This window comes from Mycobacterium sp. E1214 (genome assembly GCF_001666755.1).
In the GTDB taxonomy this organism is placed as follows: Bacteria; Actinomycetota; Actinomycetes; order Mycobacteriales; family Mycobacteriaceae; genus Mycobacterium.
This window is the reverse complement of sequence record NZ_LZJC01000081.1, coordinates 1-15,757: the sequence shown is the minus strand read 5'-3', so window position 1 is coordinate 15,757 and position 15,757 is coordinate 1. Positions and strand designations below refer to the sequence as shown.

At 71.9% G+C, this 15,757-nt stretch carries 17 protein-coding genes; 10 read left to right on the top strand and 7 right to left on the bottom strand.

The genetic code is table 11. The features are described 5' to 3' along the window. Positions 1–127 precede the first annotated feature (127 nt). Positions 128–1,189 (top strand): type III polyketide synthase, encoded by a 1,062-nt coding sequence (locus A5700_RS09530; protein ID WP_068074801.1) that lies wholly within the window; start codon positions 128–130, stop codon positions 1,187–1,189. Positions 1,190–1,197: 8 nt separating this feature from the next. On the opposite strand, the gene A5700_RS09525 is transcribed toward A5700_RS09530, so the two are convergent. From A5700_RS09525 to A5700_RS09515, 3 genes are all read right to left on the bottom strand, one after another. Then, positions 1,198–2,976, bottom strand: coding sequence for an ABC-F family ATP-binding cassette domain-containing protein (locus A5700_RS09525; protein WP_068074804.1), 1,779 nt, complete (start codon positions 2,974–2,976; stop codon positions 1,198–1,200). Positions 2,977–3,037: 61 nt separating this feature from the next. Next, complete coding sequence (locus tag A5700_RS09520; protein WP_156671169.1) at positions 3,038–3,289, bottom strand: hypothetical protein; 252 nt, start codon at positions 3,287–3,289, stop codon at positions 3,038–3,040. 127 nt (positions 3,290–3,416) lie between these two features. Further along, a complete protein-coding gene (locus A5700_RS09515) occupies positions 3,417–3,875 on the bottom strand; it encodes a MarR family winged helix-turn-helix transcriptional regulator (RefSeq protein ID WP_068074811.1) in 459 nt (152 codons plus the stop codon). A 63-nt stretch (positions 3,876–3,938) separates the two neighbouring features. On the opposite strand from A5700_RS09515, the gene A5700_RS09510 reads away from it, so the two are divergent. From A5700_RS09510 to A5700_RS09495, 4 genes are all read left to right on the top strand, one after another. Next, on the top strand, positions 3,939–4,307 hold the full coding sequence (locus A5700_RS09510; protein WP_068074861.1) for a VOC family protein: 369 nt from the start codon (positions 3,939–3,941) through the stop codon (positions 4,305–4,307). 98 nt (positions 4,308–4,405) lie between these two features. Continuing rightward, a complete protein-coding gene (locus A5700_RS26060; protein ID WP_156671168.1) occupies positions 4,406–4,927 on the top strand; it encodes a hypothetical protein in 522 nt (173 codons plus the stop codon). Between the two features lie 105 nt (positions 4,928–5,032). Then, the gene (locus A5700_RS09500; RefSeq protein ID WP_068074817.1) at positions 5,033–8,032 is read left to right on the top strand and encodes an acyl-CoA synthetase; all 3,000 of its coding nucleotides are present in this window, start codon (positions 5,033–5,035) and stop codon (positions 8,030–8,032) included. Next, positions 8,025–8,246, top strand: coding sequence for a Trm112 family protein (locus tag A5700_RS09495; RefSeq protein WP_068074820.1), 222 nt, complete (start codon positions 8,025–8,027; stop codon positions 8,244–8,246). The genes A5700_RS09500 and A5700_RS09495 overlap by 8 nt, the downstream gene beginning before the upstream one ends. Here the strand turns inward: A5700_RS09495 and A5700_RS09490 are convergent. The 4 genes from A5700_RS09490 to A5700_RS09475 form a co-directional block, all read right to left on the bottom strand. Then, a complete protein-coding gene (locus A5700_RS09490; RefSeq protein WP_068074823.1) occupies positions 8,212–8,826 on the bottom strand; it encodes a TetR family transcriptional regulator in 615 nt (204 codons plus the stop codon). The genes A5700_RS09495 and A5700_RS09490 overlap by 35 nt on opposite strands. Positions 8,827–8,944: 118 nt before the next feature. Continuing rightward, a complete protein-coding gene (locus A5700_RS09485; RefSeq protein WP_197502957.1) occupies positions 8,945–9,763 on the bottom strand; it encodes an ABC transporter permease in 819 nt (272 codons plus the stop codon). Further along, on the bottom strand, positions 9,697–10,461 hold the full coding sequence (locus tag A5700_RS09480; RefSeq protein WP_068074829.1) for an ABC transporter ATP-binding protein: 765 nt from the start codon (positions 10,459–10,461) through the stop codon (positions 9,697–9,699). Before A5700_RS09480 ends, A5700_RS09485 begins: the two co-directional genes overlap by 67 nt. Positions 10,462–10,512: 51 nt before the next feature. Further along, the gene (locus tag A5700_RS09475) at positions 10,513–11,784 is read right to left on the bottom strand and encodes an ammonium transporter (protein ID WP_068074832.1); all 1,272 of its coding nucleotides are present in this window, start codon (positions 11,782–11,784) and stop codon (positions 10,513–10,515) included. A 75-nt stretch (positions 11,785–11,859) separates the two neighbouring features. Between A5700_RS09475 and A5700_RS09470 the strand changes: the two genes are divergently transcribed. The 5 genes from A5700_RS09470 to A5700_RS09450 all read left to right on the top strand — a co-directional run. Then, entirely contained in the window at positions 11,860–12,477 is a 618-nt protein-coding gene (locus A5700_RS09470) for a DNA-3-methyladenine glycosylase (RefSeq protein ID WP_068074835.1), read from the top strand. Positions 12,478–12,488: 11 nt separating this feature from the next. Further along, positions 12,489–13,760, top strand: a complete 1,272-nt coding sequence (gene tyrS, locus A5700_RS09465) for a tyrosine--tRNA ligase (RefSeq protein WP_068074838.1) — start codon at positions 12,489–12,491, stop codon at positions 13,758–13,760. A gap of 139 nt (positions 13,761–13,899) precedes the next feature. Next, complete coding sequence (locus A5700_RS09460) at positions 13,900–14,223, top strand: DUF732 domain-containing protein (protein WP_068074863.1); 324 nt, start codon at positions 13,900–13,902, stop codon at positions 14,221–14,223. A gap of 23 nt (positions 14,224–14,246) precedes the next feature. Next, on the top strand, positions 14,247–15,077 hold the full coding sequence (locus A5700_RS09455; RefSeq protein WP_082960673.1) for a tetratricopeptide repeat protein: 831 nt from the start codon (positions 14,247–14,249) through the stop codon (positions 15,075–15,077). Positions 15,078–15,090: 13 nt separating this feature from the next. Further along, positions 15,091–15,757 (top strand): HAD family hydrolase (locus tag A5700_RS09450; RefSeq protein WP_369828255.1); only part of this gene is annotated, 667 nt, incomplete at its 3' end.

The window sequence follows — 15,757 nt, the reverse complement described above, 5'->3', positions numbered from 1 at the left end:
AATCCGCGCACCGCCGACCGCGCAATGCGACAAGTGTTGAATAGAACGAATTTTTGCGGGACCCGAACCGAACCGCCTAAGCTTTCGTGATCAGCGAGAGGACTCCTCGACGGCCGGAGAGTAGGGCATGAGCGTCATCGCGGGTGTGTGCGGCGCGCTGCCGCGAAACCGCTATCGACAGGGCGAGATCACCGACCAGCTCGTCGAGCTCCCGGCGCTCAAAGAGCACGAGGACATTGTCCGGCGGCTACACGCCGCGGCCAAGGTCAACAGCCGCCATTTCGTGCTGCCGCTCGAGGATTACGCGGCGCTCACCGACTTCGGCCACGCCAACGAGATCTTCATCGACAACGCCGTCGACCTCGGCTGCGAAGCGCTGCTGGGCGCCCTCGACGAGGCGGGCCTGACACCGTCCGACGTCGACATGATCGCCACCACCACGGTCACCGGCGTCGCGGTGCCCTCCCTGGACGCCCGCATCGCCGGCCGGCTCGGCCTGCGCCCCGACGTGCGCCGCATGCCGTTGTACGGCCTGGGCTGTGCGGCCGGTGCGGGCGGGGTCGGGCGCCTGCACGACTACCTGCGCGGGGCGCCCGACGGCGTCGCCGCCCTGGTGTCGGTCGAGTTGTGCTCGCTCACCTTCCCGGGGGTCAAGCCCACGGTGTCGGGACTGGTCGCTACCGCCATGTTCGGCGACGGGGCGGCCGCCGTGGTCGCCGTTGGCGATCGCCGCGCCGAGCGGCTGAGCCCCGGCGGGCCCGACATCGTCGATTCCCGCAGCCGGCTCTACCCCGACACGCTGCACATCATGGGCTGGAACGTCGGCTCGGGCGGCCCGCAACTGACGATGTCGCCCGACCTGCCCGCCCTCATCGACCGGTACCTGGCCGGCGACGTCCATGGCCTGCTCGCCGACCACGGGCTCACGACCGGCGAGGTCGGCGCGTGGGTCACCCACCCCGGCGGTCCCAAGGTCATCGACGCGGTCGCCCGGAGCCTCGCGTTGCCCGCGGACTCACACGAGCTGACCTGGCGGTCGCTCGGCGAGGTCGGCAACCTCTCGTCGGCGTCGGTGCCGCACATCCTGCGCGACACCATCGCCAAACCGCCGCCCAGCGGCAGCCCCGGCCTGTTGATCGCGACCGGCCCGGGGTTCTGTTCGGAGCTGGTGCTGCTGCGCTGGCGCTGAGCCGGGCGCTACTCCAGCGCCTCCGACAGCTCCAGCCAGCGGGCCTCCGTCTCACCCACCTCGTCCTCCAGCGCGCGCAGCTCGTGGGTGAGCCGCGAGACGCCGACATGGTCGGACTGGTCATGCTCGGCCAGTTCGCGGTGCTTGTCGGCGATCCGCTCGGCCAGCTTCGCCAGTCGGCGGTCCACGGCGGCCAACTCCTTTTCGGCGGCGCGCCGCTGGGATCCTGACATCGACTGCGGTGCAACGCTTTTCGCCTCCGGGGGCGTGGTGGCGCGACCGGCCACCAGCGCCAGGTACTCGTCGATGCCACCGGGCAGGTGCCGCAACCGCCCGTCGAGGATCGCGTACTGCTGATCGGTGACCCGCTCCAGCAGATAGCGGTCGTGCGACACCACGATCAGCGTGCCCGGCCACGAGTCCAGCAGATCCTCCACGGCGGTCAGCGTGTCGGTGTCGATGTCGTTGGTGGGCTCGTCGAGCAGCAACACGTTGGGCTCGGCGAGCAGCGTCAGCATCAGCTGCAGGCGGCGCCGCTGCCCGCCGGAAAGCTCGGCCACCCGCGCCGACAGCTGGCCCTTGCCGAACCCCAGCCGCTCCAGCAGCTGCGTCGGCGTCACCTCGCGGCCGTCGACCTCGTAGCCGCCGCGCAGCCGGCCGAGCAGGTCGGCGATGCGGTCGTCGGCGACGGCGGTGAGCTCCGCACCGCGCTGGTCGAGGACCGCCAGCCGCACCGTCTTACCGCGCTTGACGCGCCCGGAGTCCGGCGTCACCGTGCCGTCGATCAGGCCCAGCAGCGTGGACTTTCCGGCGCCGTTGGCGCCGACGATGCCGGTCCGTTCGCCGGGCGCGATGCGCCACTCGACGTCGCGCAGCACCGGGCGGCCGCTGTCGGGCGGGAAGGAGACGGACACGTCGAGTAGGTCGATGACGTCCTTGCCCAGCCGGGCGGTGGCGAGCTTGGCGAGCTCGACGGTGTTGCGCGGCGGCGGCACGTCCTCGATGAGCTGGTTGGCGGCCTCGATCCGGAACTTGGGCTTGGAGGTCCGCGCCGGCGCGCCCCGCCGCAGCCACGCCAGCTCCTTGCGCATCAGGTTTTGCCGCTTGGCCTCCGCGGCGGCGGCCAGCCGGTCCCGCTCGACGCGCTGCAGGACGTAGGCCGCGTATCCGCCCTCGAACGGCTCGACGATGCCGTCGTGCACCTCCCAGGTGGTGGTGGCGACCTCGTCGAGGAACCATCGGTCGTGCGTGACCAGCAGCAGTCCACCGGCGCTTCGCGCCCAGCGCTGCCCGAGGTGCTCGGCCAGCCAGGTGATGCCCTCGATGTCGAGGTGGTTGGTGGGCTCGTCGAGGGCGATCACGTCCCACTCGTCGACGAGCAACCGGGCCAGCTGCACGCGTCGGCGCTGGCCGCCGCTGAGCGTGCCGACCCGGGCCTCCCAGGCGATGTCGGACACCAGCCCGCCGACGACGTCACGCACCCGCGCGTCGCCGGCCCACTGGTGTTCGGGCTGGTCGCCGACCAGCGTCCAGCCCACGCTGCGCTCCGGGTCGAGGGTGTCGGCCTGGCTGAGCGCGCCCACGCGCAACCCGCTGCGGCGGGTGACGCGGCCGGCGTCGGGTGACTGCTGGCCCGTCAGGAGCCGCAGCAGGCTGGATTTGCCGTCGCCGTTGCGCCCGACGATGCCGATGCGCGCGCCGTCGTTGACGCCGAGCGTGACCGACTCGAAGACCACTTGAGTCGGGTATTCCAAGTGGACGGCCTCAGCCCCCAATAGGTGCACCACTGGCCCGACGGTAGCAAAAAGGTCACCCGGAGCAGCGGCGCGGCGTCACCGGCCGCCCGCGTCAGCCCCCGCCGCCGCCACCGCCACCGCCGTCACCTTGGCCGCTGCTGTCGCCCGGCGCCTCGGCGGCCGGCGGCTGTCCGTAGTGCAGCGGCGGTCGCGGCGCATTCGTGGACGGCGCGGCGGGAGCCGGCGGTGGGTCCTGCGCGACGGGCGCCGCGTACGCGGGGCTCGCCCCCGCCGCGGCCGCGAGCGACACGGCCACCGCGATCGTCGCGGCGCCACCCCGGGCGCGAGACATTCCCCAAGCCATCGATTCTCCTCGAAGTTCCGGTTGCCCAGCGCCATCGTGACATCCACTTTCGGCGCCGCGGCTCGGGGAAACTCCGCAGTTACAACACTTATCGCGATCGTCACACGGCGCGGGCGCCGGCTGTGAGCTAGCGGTCGTCGGGTCCCGCGCGCAGGGAATCGACCATGCTCCGCAGAAGCCGGAATGCGTCGGACTGTTCGGCGTCGGTCAACCCGGCCAGCATCCGGAGTTCGACGGCGCGCACTGCCGCCGACGCCTTCTCCAGGCTGCGCCGGCCGCGCGCGGTGAGGCGGGTGGGGAGGGCCTTCCCGACGGGCGCCTGCGCGGCCCTCGTCACGTAGCCGTCTCGTTCCAGGGCCTGGAGCAACACGTTCATCGATTGCCGGGTCACGAACGCGCCCCGGGCGAGCTCGGAGTTCGACAGGCCCGGTCGTTGGGCCAGTAGCTCCAGGCAGGAGTAGTGCGTCACGGTCATCCCCAAGGGCCGCAACACCTCTTCCATGGCCGCCCGCAGGGCGCTCGACGCCTCTTTGAGCAGATAGCCCAGGGAGCTGTCCAGGTCGACGCGCGCACTGCCTTGACTCATGTCAGTATTCTGACATAGGTTGATTTATGTCAGATAACTGACACTCTCGGAAGGATGGCCAGCATGCCCGTCACCGGCCCCGACTTCATCTCCCTGCAAACACGTGACCTCGACGCTGCGCGGGAGTTCTACGAGCACTACCTCGGCCTTGTCCGGGCGCAGGCCGGTCCCGCGCACGCCGTCGTCTTCGAGACCGCGCCCATCGCCTTCGCGCTCCGCGAGGTCATCGCGGGCACCGACCTCGCCGCCGCCCCGCGCCCGGGGATCGGCACCGCGATCTGGCTGCACGCCACCGACGTGCAGGCCATTCACGACGCCCTCGTCGCCGGCGGTCACACAATCGTCTCCCCGCCGATCGACGGTCCGTTCGGCCGCACCTTCACCTTCGCCGACCCCGACGGTTACCACGTCACGCTCCACGACCGCGCCTGATCCGCCCCGGCCCGATCCTCGGGTGCGCTTTGCGGCAAACCTTTGCCCAGTCGGTGCCGGAATGTCAGAGTGAGCTCAGCGAGCAAAGGGGGAGTCGGATGGGCGGGTACGTGTCGACGGGTCTTCGGGGCGCGGTGGCGAAGGCGGCGGTGGCCGCGGCGTTCGCCGCGGCGGGCACCGCGGTGTTCCCGAGCGTTGCCGCCGCCGCGGCGCCCGGCGTCCTCGCCGAGGTCCGGACGCCGGTCCCGTTGGACGACGCCCCCACCGGTCCCAACGACCCCAAGTGCATCCAGATGCCGCTCGACCCGATCTGTCAGGGCGGCCCGTACTACCAGGGCGCGCCGCCGCCCCAAGTGCCCACCAACCCGCTCGACCCGGCCTGCGCCGGCGCGCCGGGCAACGCCGCCTGCGTGGGCAGCCCCTTCCTGCCGCCGCCGCCCCCGCCCATCGCGCCGCCGCCGCCGGTCGGGCCGCCGCCTCCGATCGACGCCCCGATCGCGCCCCCGCCGCGGATCGACCCGCCGCCGATGGAACCGCCGGCCCGGATCGACCCGCCGCCGATGGCCCCGCCGGCGATCGACCGGATGCCGGACATGGGTGGCATGCCCGGCCACATCTGATCCCGGTCGCACGGGAAGCCCGGCGGGCGCTCCGACGGAGCCTCCGCCCTCCTAGCTGCCCCGTTGTGCCATGATGTCGAAGCTGTCAAGAGTCAGGGAGCAGCGGTGGATCTCAATTTTTCGGTGGTCACACGACCCGTCGAGCGGCTGATCGCGACGGCCCAGAACGGGCTGGAGGTGTTGCGGCTGGGCGGTCTGGAGACCGGCAGCGTGCCGTCGCCCTCGCAGATCGTCGAGAGCGTGCCGATGTACAAGCTCCGGCGGTACTTCCCGCCGGACAGCCGGCGCGGCAACCGCCCCGTCGGACCGCCGGTGCTGATGGTGCACCCGATGATGATGTCGGCGAACATGTGGGACGTCACCCGCGACGAGGGCGCGGTGGGCATCCTGCACGCCAACGGGCTCGACCCCTGGGTGATCGACTTCGGCGAACCCGACAAGGTCGAGGGTGGGATGCGCCGCACCCTGGCCGACCACATCGTCGCGCTCAGCGAGGCCATCGACACCGTCAGGGAGACCACCGGCAACGACGTCCACCTCGTCGGCTACTCGCAGGGCGGCATGTGGTGCTACCAGGTCGCCGCCTACCGGCGTTCCAAGAGCCTCGCCAGCATTGTCACCTTCGGTTCGCCGGTGGACACGCTGGCGGCGTTGCCGATGGGGATTCCCGCAAACTTCGCCGCGCCCGCCGCCAACTTCATGGCCGACCACGTCTTCAGCCGGCTGGCCATCCCCAGTTGGATGGCGCGCACCGGCTTCCAGATGCTCGACCCGCTCAAGACCGCGAAGGCGCGGGTGGATTTTCTGCGCCAACTGCACGACCGCGAGGCCCTGCTGCCGCGCGAGCAGCAGCGGCGGTTCCTCGAGCGTGAGGGCTGGATCGCGTGGTCGGGGCCGGCGATCTCCGAGCTGCTCAAGCAGTTCATCGCCCACAACCGCATGATGACCGGGGGCTTTGCCGTCAACGGCCAGATGGTGACGCTCACCGACATCACCTGCCCCGTGCTGGCCTTCGTCGGCGAGGTCGACGACATCGGGCAGCCGGCCTCGGTGCGCGGCATCCGGCGGGCCGCGCCGGACGCCGAGGTGTACGAAACCACCATCCGCACCGGGCATTTCGGCCTGGTCGTGGGGTCGAAGGCCGCGCAACAGAGCTGGCCGACGGTCGCCGAGTGGGTCAAGTGGCTGTCCACCGGCGGCGACAAACCCGACAGCATCGACCTCATGGCCGACCAGCCCGCCGAGCACAGTGACAGCGGCGTGGCGCTCAGTTCGCGGCTCGCGCACGGCCTCGGCGAGGCGTCGGAGGCGGCGCTCGCGCTGGCCCGCGGCGCGGCCGGCACCGTCGTCACGGCCAACAAGTCGGTGCGCACGCTGGCCGTCGAGACCTACCGCACCCTGCCGCGACTGGCCCGGCTCGGACAGCTCAACGACCACACCCGGATCTCGCTGGGCCGCATCATCGACGAACAGGCGCGCGACGCCCCGCGCGGGGAATTTCTGCTGTTCGACGGGCGGGTGCACACCTACGAAAACGTCAACCGGCGCATCAACAACGTCGTGCGCGGCCTCATCGAGGTCGGGGTGCGGCAGGGCGAACGGGTCGGCGTGCTCATGGAAACCCGCCCGAGCGCGCTGGTGGCCATCGCGGCACTGTCCCGGCTGGGGGCCGTCGCGGTGGTGATGCGTCCGGACGCCGACCTGGCCGCCTCGGTCCGGCTCGGGGGAGTGACCGCGCTGCTCACCGACCCCACCAACCTGGACGCGGTGCTGGGCGCCGACCGCCAGGGTCTGCGCCAGGTGCTGGTGCTCGGCGGCGGCGAGGCGCGCGACCTGCACCTGCCCGAGGGCTCCGACGCCGAAACGCCGGTCATCGACATGGAGCAGATCGACCCGGACGCCGTCGAGTTGCCCGGCTGGTACCGGCCCAACCCGGGCCTGGCGCGGGACCTGGCCTTCATCGCGTTCAGCGCGGCCGGCGGCGAGCTGGTTGCCAAGCAGATCACCAACTACCGCTGGGCCGTGTCGGCGTTCGGGACCGCCTCGACCGCCGCGCTGGACCGCCGCGACACCGTTTACTGCCTCACGCCGCTGCACCACGAGTCGGCGCTCTTGGTGAGCCTCGGCGGCGCGGTGGTCGGCGGCACCCGCATCGCGCTGTCGCGCGGCCTGGACCGCGATCGCTTCGTGCAGGAGGTGCGGCAGTACGGCGTCACCGTGGTGTCCTACACCTGGGCGATGCTCCGCGAGATCGTCGACGACCCCGCGTTCGTCCTGCACGGCAACCACCCGGTGCGGCTGTTCATTGGGTCGGGCATGCCGACCGGGTTGTGGGGCCGCATCCTCGACGCGTTCGCCCCCGCTCAGGTCGTCGAGTTCTTCGCCACCACCGACGGGCAGGCGGTGCTGGCCAACGTGTCGGGGGCCAAGACCGGCAGCAAGGGCCGCCCGCTCCCCGGCGCGGGGCGCATCGAGCTGGGCGCCTACGACCCGGAGCACGACCTGATCCGGGAAACCGACCGCGGCTTCGTCCAGGTTGCGGCGCCCAAGGAGGTCGGGGTGCTGCTGGCGGCCAGCAACGGCCCGGTGGACCCGACCGCCAAGGTCAAGCGCGGGGTGTTCGCGGCCGGGGACACCTGGATCGACACCGAGTACCTGTTCTATCGCGACGACGACGGCGACTATTGGTGGGCGGGCCGGCGGGGCTCGCTGGTGCACACCGCGCGCGGCCTGGTGTACCCCGAGCGGGTCACCGACGCGCTGGGCTGCGTCAACGGTGTCGACCTCGCGGTCACCTACAACGTGCCTGTCGGCGACGGGGAGGTCGCGGTCTCGGCGGTGACGCTGCTGCCCGGTGCCAGCGTGACGGCGGCCGACCTGACCGAGGCGAGCGGGAAGATCCCGGTGGGGGTGGGACCCGACATCGTGCACGTGGTGCCGGAGCTGACGCTGAGCGCGACGTATCGTCCCACCGTCAGCGCGCTGCGCGCGGCCGGCATCCCGAAACCGGGGCGCCAGGCGTGGTACTTCGACACGGACGCGGAGGAATTTCGCCGGCTGACGCCTGGGGTGCGGTCGGAGTTGGGGGGTCGGTCGGATGGTTGAGGATTCGCTGCTGAGCATCTTGGTGTGCCCGGCCGACCGGGGTCCGCTGGTGTTCGTCCCCGACGGCGACGGGCTGCTCTACAACCCGCGGCTGCGCCGCGCCTACCGCATCGAGGACGGCATCCCGGTGCTGCTCGTCGACGAGGCGCGCGACGTCGACGACGAGGAGCACGCCCGGCTCACGGAGCGAGCCCGTCCGGCAGATCCCCGGTGAGGTAACGCTGCAGGTTCGGCGCGACGGTCCGCGCCACCTGCTCGGCCGGCAATGAGGCGAACGGCTCGAGTTGCAGGATGTAGCGCGCCATCACGATGCCGACCAGTTGCGACGCCACGAACTGAACTCGGACGACGCCGCTGCCCGGTGGATCGTCGACGCGCGCACCGACTTCCACGCCGATCACGTCTTCGATGAACGTGCGGAACAGGTTGGCCTCGGTGCCCGCCAGGATCGACCGGAGGGTGGCGATGAAGGCCGCGCCGATCTCGGAGTCCCACAGCGGCAACAACAATGACGGGATGGTGTGGCCGAGGTCTTCGACCGGGACCTCGCGCAGCGGCCCGATGACCTCCATCGGGTCGATCGGGATGTGCACGGCCGCGGCGAACAGCTTCTCCTTGGTGCCGAAGTAGTGATGCACCAGCGCGGAATCCACCCCCGCGGCCGTCGCCACCGCCCGCACCGACGTGTTGCGGATCCCGTTGCGGGAGAACAACTCTCGTGCGCTCGTCAGGATACGGTCCCGGGCGTCGGAGCCACCGGCCGGGCGCCCACGCCGGCGCTCGGTGTTGCTCATCGCCACTACGACCCCCCGGGGCGACCCGCGGCGCCCGGCCACGCCGGCCTTGCGATCGCCACTACGACCCCCCCGTGGCGACCCGCGGCGCCCGGCCACGCCGGCCTTGCGGTCGCCACTAGGACGTCCGCCGGCGCAGCGTCGCCGCCGCCAGGCACAGCGCCGCGAACGCGAAACCCAGCACCACGACGATGTCGCGCACGGCGGTGCCCGTCAGCTCGGGGTGCGCGTTCACCTGCTGCAGGGCCTCCAGCGCGTAGCTGGCCGGGAGCACGTCGCTGATCCACTGCAGCCACCGCGGCATCAGCTCGCGCGGCACGATGATGCCGGCCAGCAGCAGCTGCGGCACCATCACCAGCGGAATGAACTGCACGGCCTGAAACTCGGTGCGCGCGAACGCGCTACACAACAGGCCCAGGCCGACCCCGAGCACCGCGTTGACGATCGCGATGGCGAACACCCATACGGGGCTGCCGGCGGTGTGGAAACCCAGCGCCCAGAACGACACGGCGCACGCCAGCACGGCCTGCACGGCGGCGGCCGCCGAAAACGCGGTGCCGTAGGCGATCAGCAGGTCGAGCCGCCGCAACGGCGTAGTCAGGATGCGCTCCAGCGTCCCGGAGGCCCGCTCGCGCTGCATGGTGATGGCGGTGATGATGAACATCACGAACAGGGGGAACAGGCCGAGCAGGATCAGGCAGGCATTGTCGAACGGCGTCGGGGAGCCGGGGCGGTGCGGGGCGTCGCGAAACATGAAATACATCAATGCAATCACCAGGACCGGCACCACCAGGATCATGGCGACGCTGCGACGGTCGGCGGCCAGCTGGCGCAGGATCCGGGTCGTGGTCGCGGTATAGCCGCGCAGGCTCAGCCCGCCTGACGCATGGTGCTGCGCCTGATGATGGACAGAAACGCGTCCTCCAGTGACGTGCATCCGGTGTCCTCTCGTAGTCGGGCCGGGGTGGTGTGTTCGACGAGGTGGCCGTCGCGCATCAGCAGCAGATCGCGGCAGTGGTCCGCTTCGTCCATGACGTGGCTGGACACCAGCAGCGTGGTGCCGGCCTCGGCGAGCCGGGTGAACTGCTCCCACAGGTCCGCCCGCAGCACCGGGTCCAGGCCGACGGTGGGCTCGTCGAGGACCAGCAGGTCCGGTTGGCACACCAGCGCGCACGCCAGTGACACCCGGGTGCGCTGGCCACCGGAGAGATTGGCGCACAACGCCGTGTGGTGGTCGGTCAGGCCGACCCGCTCGATGGCGGCGTCGGCGGCGTCGTTGTCGAACCCATACAGGGCGGCGAAGTAGCGAACGTTGTCGACGACCCGCAGGTCGTTGTAGATCGTCGGGTTCTGCGGCAGGTAGCCGACGCGGCGGCGCAGTGGCCCGGATCCGGCCGGGCGGCCGAACACGGTGACGGTGCCCGAGGTGACGATCTGGGTGCCGACGATGCAGCGGATCAGGGTGGTCTTGCCGCATCCGGACGGCCCGAGCAACCCGGTGATGCTGCCGCGTGCGATCTGCACGGAGAAGTCGTGCAGCGCCGGGCGGTTGCCGCGGACCACCCGCAGGTGCTCGATGCGGACGGCCGGCTCGTCGCCCACGGAGATTAATTCATCACTCGATGAAGTCATCATGTGATGAAATATCCACCGCGCGGCGGGTCGTGTCAAGAGGTCGCGACAGGGTCAGCGCTGGTCGAGGCCGGGGCGGCGCAGCGGCAGGTGCCCGTGCACGCCCTCGGCGTAGGCGGTCTCGGCGTGCTGGGTCAGGTCCACCCCGGTGGTCTCGTCCTCGGCGCTGAGCCGGAATCCCAGCACCCGGTCGATCAGCTTCGCCAGCGCGAACGACACCGCGAAGGCGTAGGCGGCCACCACGACGATGGCCAGGGTCTGCTTGCCCAGCTGCCCGAGGCCGCCGCCGTAGAGCAGGCCCCGCGGACCGGACGTCATGACGGCGGTGGCCAGCAGCCCGATCAGGAACACGCCGACCACGCCCCCGACGAAGTGCACCCCCACCACGTCGAGCGAATCGTCGTAGTTGAAGCGGAATTTCGCGCCGACGGCGAAGGAGCACACCACGCCGGCGGCGAGACCGACGGCCGCGGCGCCCAGGGTGTTGACGGTGCCGCACGACGGCGTGATCGCCACCAGCCCGGCGACCACCCCGGACGCCGCGCCGAAGGTCGTGGGCCGGCCGTCGCGGGTCTGTTCGACCGCGAGCCAGCCGAGCATGCCGAGGCACCCGGCGACCAAGGTGTTGAGGAAGATGGCGGCGGCGGTTCCGTTGGCCGCCAACGCCGATCCGGCGTTGAAGCCGAACCAGCCGAACCACAGCAGGCCGACGCCGAGCAACACGAACGGCAGGCTGTGCGGTCGCATGGCGTCCTTCTTGAAGCCGATGCGCGGGCCGAGCACCAGCGCCAGGGCCAACGCCGAAGCGCCCGAAACGATTTCCACGACCAGCCCGCCCGCGTAGTCCAGCACGCCCATCTTGGCCAGCCAGCCGCCGGGCCCCCACACCCAATGCGCGACAACCGAATACACCACGAGGGTCCAGATCGGCACGAACACCATCCAGGCGGCGAACCGGGCGCGGTCGGCGATCGCGCCGCTCACCAGCGCGGCCGTGATGATCGCGAACGTCAATTGGAAGGTGGCGAACAGCAATTCGGGCACTGCGCCGTGCGCGGTGTCGGGGCCGATGCCCAGCATCCCGACGTGCTTGAGGCCGCCGATCAGGCCGCCTGCACCGTCGTCGGAGAACGCCAGGCTGTAGCCGAGCAACAGCCACGCCACCGTCACCAACGGGATCGAGATGAAACTCATCATGATCATGTTGAGCACGCCGGTGATGCGCACCATGCCGCCGTAGAAGATCGCCAGGCCGGGGGTCATCAGCAAGACCAGCGCGGTGCTGGCCAGCAGCCACGCGGTGGCGGCCGGGTCGATCCCATGCATCAGTGGGCTCCTTCGGACGTGCGGGTGCCGGTAGGTTACCGAAAGCCCGATGTGCGCCGGATCCGAGGAGCTGAAGTGGTTGAGGCCGCAGACCAGCTGTTGGTCGATCCGGTCGCGGCCGCGCACCGGCTCCTCGGCGCCACCCTGTCCTGCCGCGGCGTGCGGGCCGTCGTCGTCGAGGTGGAGGCGTACGGCGGGGTGCCGGACGGGCCGTGGCCGGACGCCGCCGCCCACTCCTACCGCGGTCGCAGCGGCCGCAACGCCGTGATGTTCGGGCCGCCGGGGCGGCTCTACACCTACCGCAGCCACGGAATCCACGTGTGCGCCAACGTCTCGTGCGGACCCGACGGCACCGCCGCGGCCGTCCTGCTGCGGGCGGCCGCCATCGAGGACGGCGCCGACGTGGCTCGCACGCGCCGCGGCGAGCTGGTGCGCGCCCCGGCGCTCGCCCGCGGCCCCGGCAACCTGTGCGCGGCGCTGGGCATCGTCATGGACGACAACGGCGTCGACGTGTTCGACCCGGCCAGCCCGGTGCTGGTGGAGCTGCACGAACCCCTGACGGCGCAGTCGGGCCCGCGCGTCGGAGTCAGCCAGGCCGCGGACCGGCCGTGGCGGCTGTGGCTGCCGGGGCGGCCGGAGGTGTCGGCGTACCGGCGAAGTCCGCGGGCGCCCGCCCCCGGGACCAGCGACTAAAGTCGTCCGCGATGTCTTCTGGAATCCTCGACGAGCTCGGCTGGCGCGGCCTGATCGCCCAGTCGACCGATCTCGAAGCGCTGGCCGCCGAGGCCCAGCGCGCGCCGCTGACCGTCTACGCCGGCTTCGACCCGACCGCGCCCAGCCTGCACGCCGGACACCTGGTGCCGTTGCTGGCGCTGCGCCGGTTCCAGCGCGCCGGGCACCGCCCGATCGTGCTGGCGGGCGGGGCCACCGGCATGATCGGCGACCCGCGCGACGTCGGCGAGCGCAGCCTGCACGAGGCGGACACCGTCGCCGCGTGGGCCGAGCGGATCGGCGGCCAGCTGGAACGCTTCGTCGACTTCGACGACTCGCCGACCGGGGCCGTCGTCGTCAACAACCTGGATTGGACCGCGCCGCTGTCGGCGATCGGCTTCCTGCGCGACATCGGCAAGCACTTCTCGGTCAACGTCATGCTGGACCGGGACACGGTGCGGCGGCGCCTCGAGGGCGACGGCATCTCCTACACGGAGTTCAGCTACATGCTCCTGCAGGCCAACGACTACGTCGAGTTGCACCGCCGCTACGGCTGCAGCCTGCAGATCGGCGGCTCGGACCAGTGGGGCAACATCATCGCCGGCGTGCGGCTGGTCCGCCAGCAGCTCGGCGCGTCGGTGCACGCGCTGACCGTGCCGCTGGTGACCGCCGCCGACGGCACCAAGTTCGGCAAGTCCACCGGCGGCGGCAGCCTGTGGCTGGACCCCGAGCTGACCACGCCGTACGCCTGGTACCAGTACTTCTTCAACACCGCCGACGCCGACGTCATCCGCTACCTGCGGTGGTTCACCTTCCTGTCGCCCGACGAGCTGAGCGAGCTGGCGGCCGCGACGGCCGAGCGCCCGCAGCAGCGCGCCGCGCAGCGGCGGCTGGCCCGCGAGTTGACCGTGCTGGTGCACGGCGAGGCGGCCACCGAGGCGGTCGAGCACGCCAGCCGCGCGCTGTTCGGGCAGGGCGAGTTGGACCGCCTGGACGAGGCGACCCTGACGGCCGCGCTGCGGGAGACCTCGGTCGCCGAGCTCAAACCCGGCGGCCCGGACGGCATCGTCGACCTGCTGGTGGCCACCGGCCTGTCCGAGAGCAAGAAGGCCGCGCGCCGCACCATCAACGAGGGCGGCGTCTCGGTCAACAACGCGCGCGTCGACAGCGAGGACTGGACGCCCGGGCCGTCGGACTTCCTGCACGGCCGCTGGCTGGTGCTGCGCCGCGGCAAGCGCACGGTCGCCGGCGTCGAGCGCGTGTAGCACCGCCGCCCCGGCGGGCCCCGGCCGCGAAACGCCCGCGTGCGCAAACCGTTACCTCACCGTGTCGCGGAGGTGACCCGCGGCGGCCACTGTTGTCACGGTGATTTTCGCGTCGCGTGTGCGGTCCACCGTCCTGCCGATGCTGGGGGCGGTCACCGGGCTCGCGGCGCTGGGCGCGGCGCTTTCGGCGCCCATCCGGGCGGACATGCTGGGCAACGCGTTCCTGTCGGCGCTGACCACCGCCGGCATCTCCTACAGCCAGCCGGCGCCGACGCTGGCGCTGGGCGAGTCCGTCTGCCCCATGTTGTTCACGCCCGGCGGGTCGTTCGACGCGGTGGTGGCGAGAATGGCCGAGAGTAACGGGATGTCCCGCGAAATGGCGGGCAAGTTCACCATCGTCGCCATCGCGACGTACTGCCCGGCGGTGATCGCGCCGCTCATGCCCAACCGGCTGCAGGCCTGAGCGCTGCCCGTATTCTCGGCAGCGTGGTCGACGACAGGCAGGGGCAGCGCGGCGAACGGCGACCGCGCCCGGGCACCGGCGGTGTCCCGCCGCGGCGCGGACCGCGCCGGGAGCGCGACGGCTCCTGGTCGGGCCCGGGCCGGGCGCGGCCGTCGCAGCCACAGCAGGCCGACGCCCGCAACGATGCCCGCCACGAGGGGCCCCCGATCCCGGCCGACGTCGAGGCCAAGCAGCTGGCGCCCGAGATCCGCGGCGAATTGAGCACGCTGGACCGCGCCACCGCCGACGCGGTCGCCCGGCACCTGGTCGCCGCCGGGAAGCTGCTCGACGAGGACCCGGAGGCCGCGCTGCAGCACGCCCGCGCGGCGCGGGCGCGGTCCAGCAGGATCGGGGCCATCCGCGAGGCGGTCGGCATCGCCGCCTACCACTGCGGCGACTGGGCGCAGGCGCTGGCCGAGCTGCGGGCGGCGCGCCGGATGGGCAGCAAGTCCGCCCTGCTGGCGCTGATCGCGGATTGCGAGCGCGGGCTTGGCCGCCCGGAGCGGGCCATCGAACTCGCGCGGGGGCCCGAGGCCGCCCAACTCAGCGGCGACGACGCCGACGAGCTGCGCATCGTCGCGGCCGGGGCGCGCGCCGACCTCGGTCAGCTGGAGCAGGCGCTGACGGTGCTGTCCACGCCGGCGCTGGACCCCTCCCGCACCGGCACGACCGCGGCCAGGCTCTTCTACTCCTACGCCGACACCCTGCTGGCGCTGGGCCGCGACGACGAGGCGCTGCAGTGGTTCCTGCGGGCCGCGGCCGCCGACGTCGAGGGCGTCACGGACGCCGAGGACCGCGTCGGCGAGCTCGGCTGACCGGGGGAGTGACGTGAAAAGCCTTGCGCAGGAATACGATTGCCTGCTGCTGGACCTCGACGGCACGGCGTTTCGGGGCCGCAGCCCCACCGAGGGCGCTGTGGCGGCGTTGGCCGAGGTGCGCAGCCGGACGTTCTTCGTCACCAACAACGCGTCGCGCAGCGCCGAGGAGGTCGCGGCTCACCTGACCGAGCTCGGGTTCACCGCCACCGCCGACGACGTCGCCACCAGCGCGCAAAGCGCGGCCCGGCTGCTGGCCACCCAGCTGCCGGCGGACTCGCCCGTGCTCATCGTGGGCACGGCCGCGTTGGCGAACGAGGTCCGCGCGGTCGGGTTGCGCCCGGTGCACAGTTACGACGACGCCCCGGTGGCCGTCGTGCAGGGATTGTCCACGTCCCTGGTCTGGCAGGACCTGGCCGAGGCCGCCCTGGCCATCCGCGCGGGCGCGCTGTGGGTGGCGGCCAACGTCGACGTCACGCTGCCCACCGAGCGCGGCCTGCTGCCGGGAAACGGGGCCATGGTCGCCGCGCTGCGGGCGGCCACCGACGCCGAGCCCCAGGTGGCCGGCAAGCCGGCGCCCGGCCTGCTGACCGACGCGGCGGCCCGGGCGGGCGTAGACGGCGTCGCGCGCGGAGTTGACCCCACTGAGCACCATCAGGCTGGGCAGCCGCGCGGCGTTG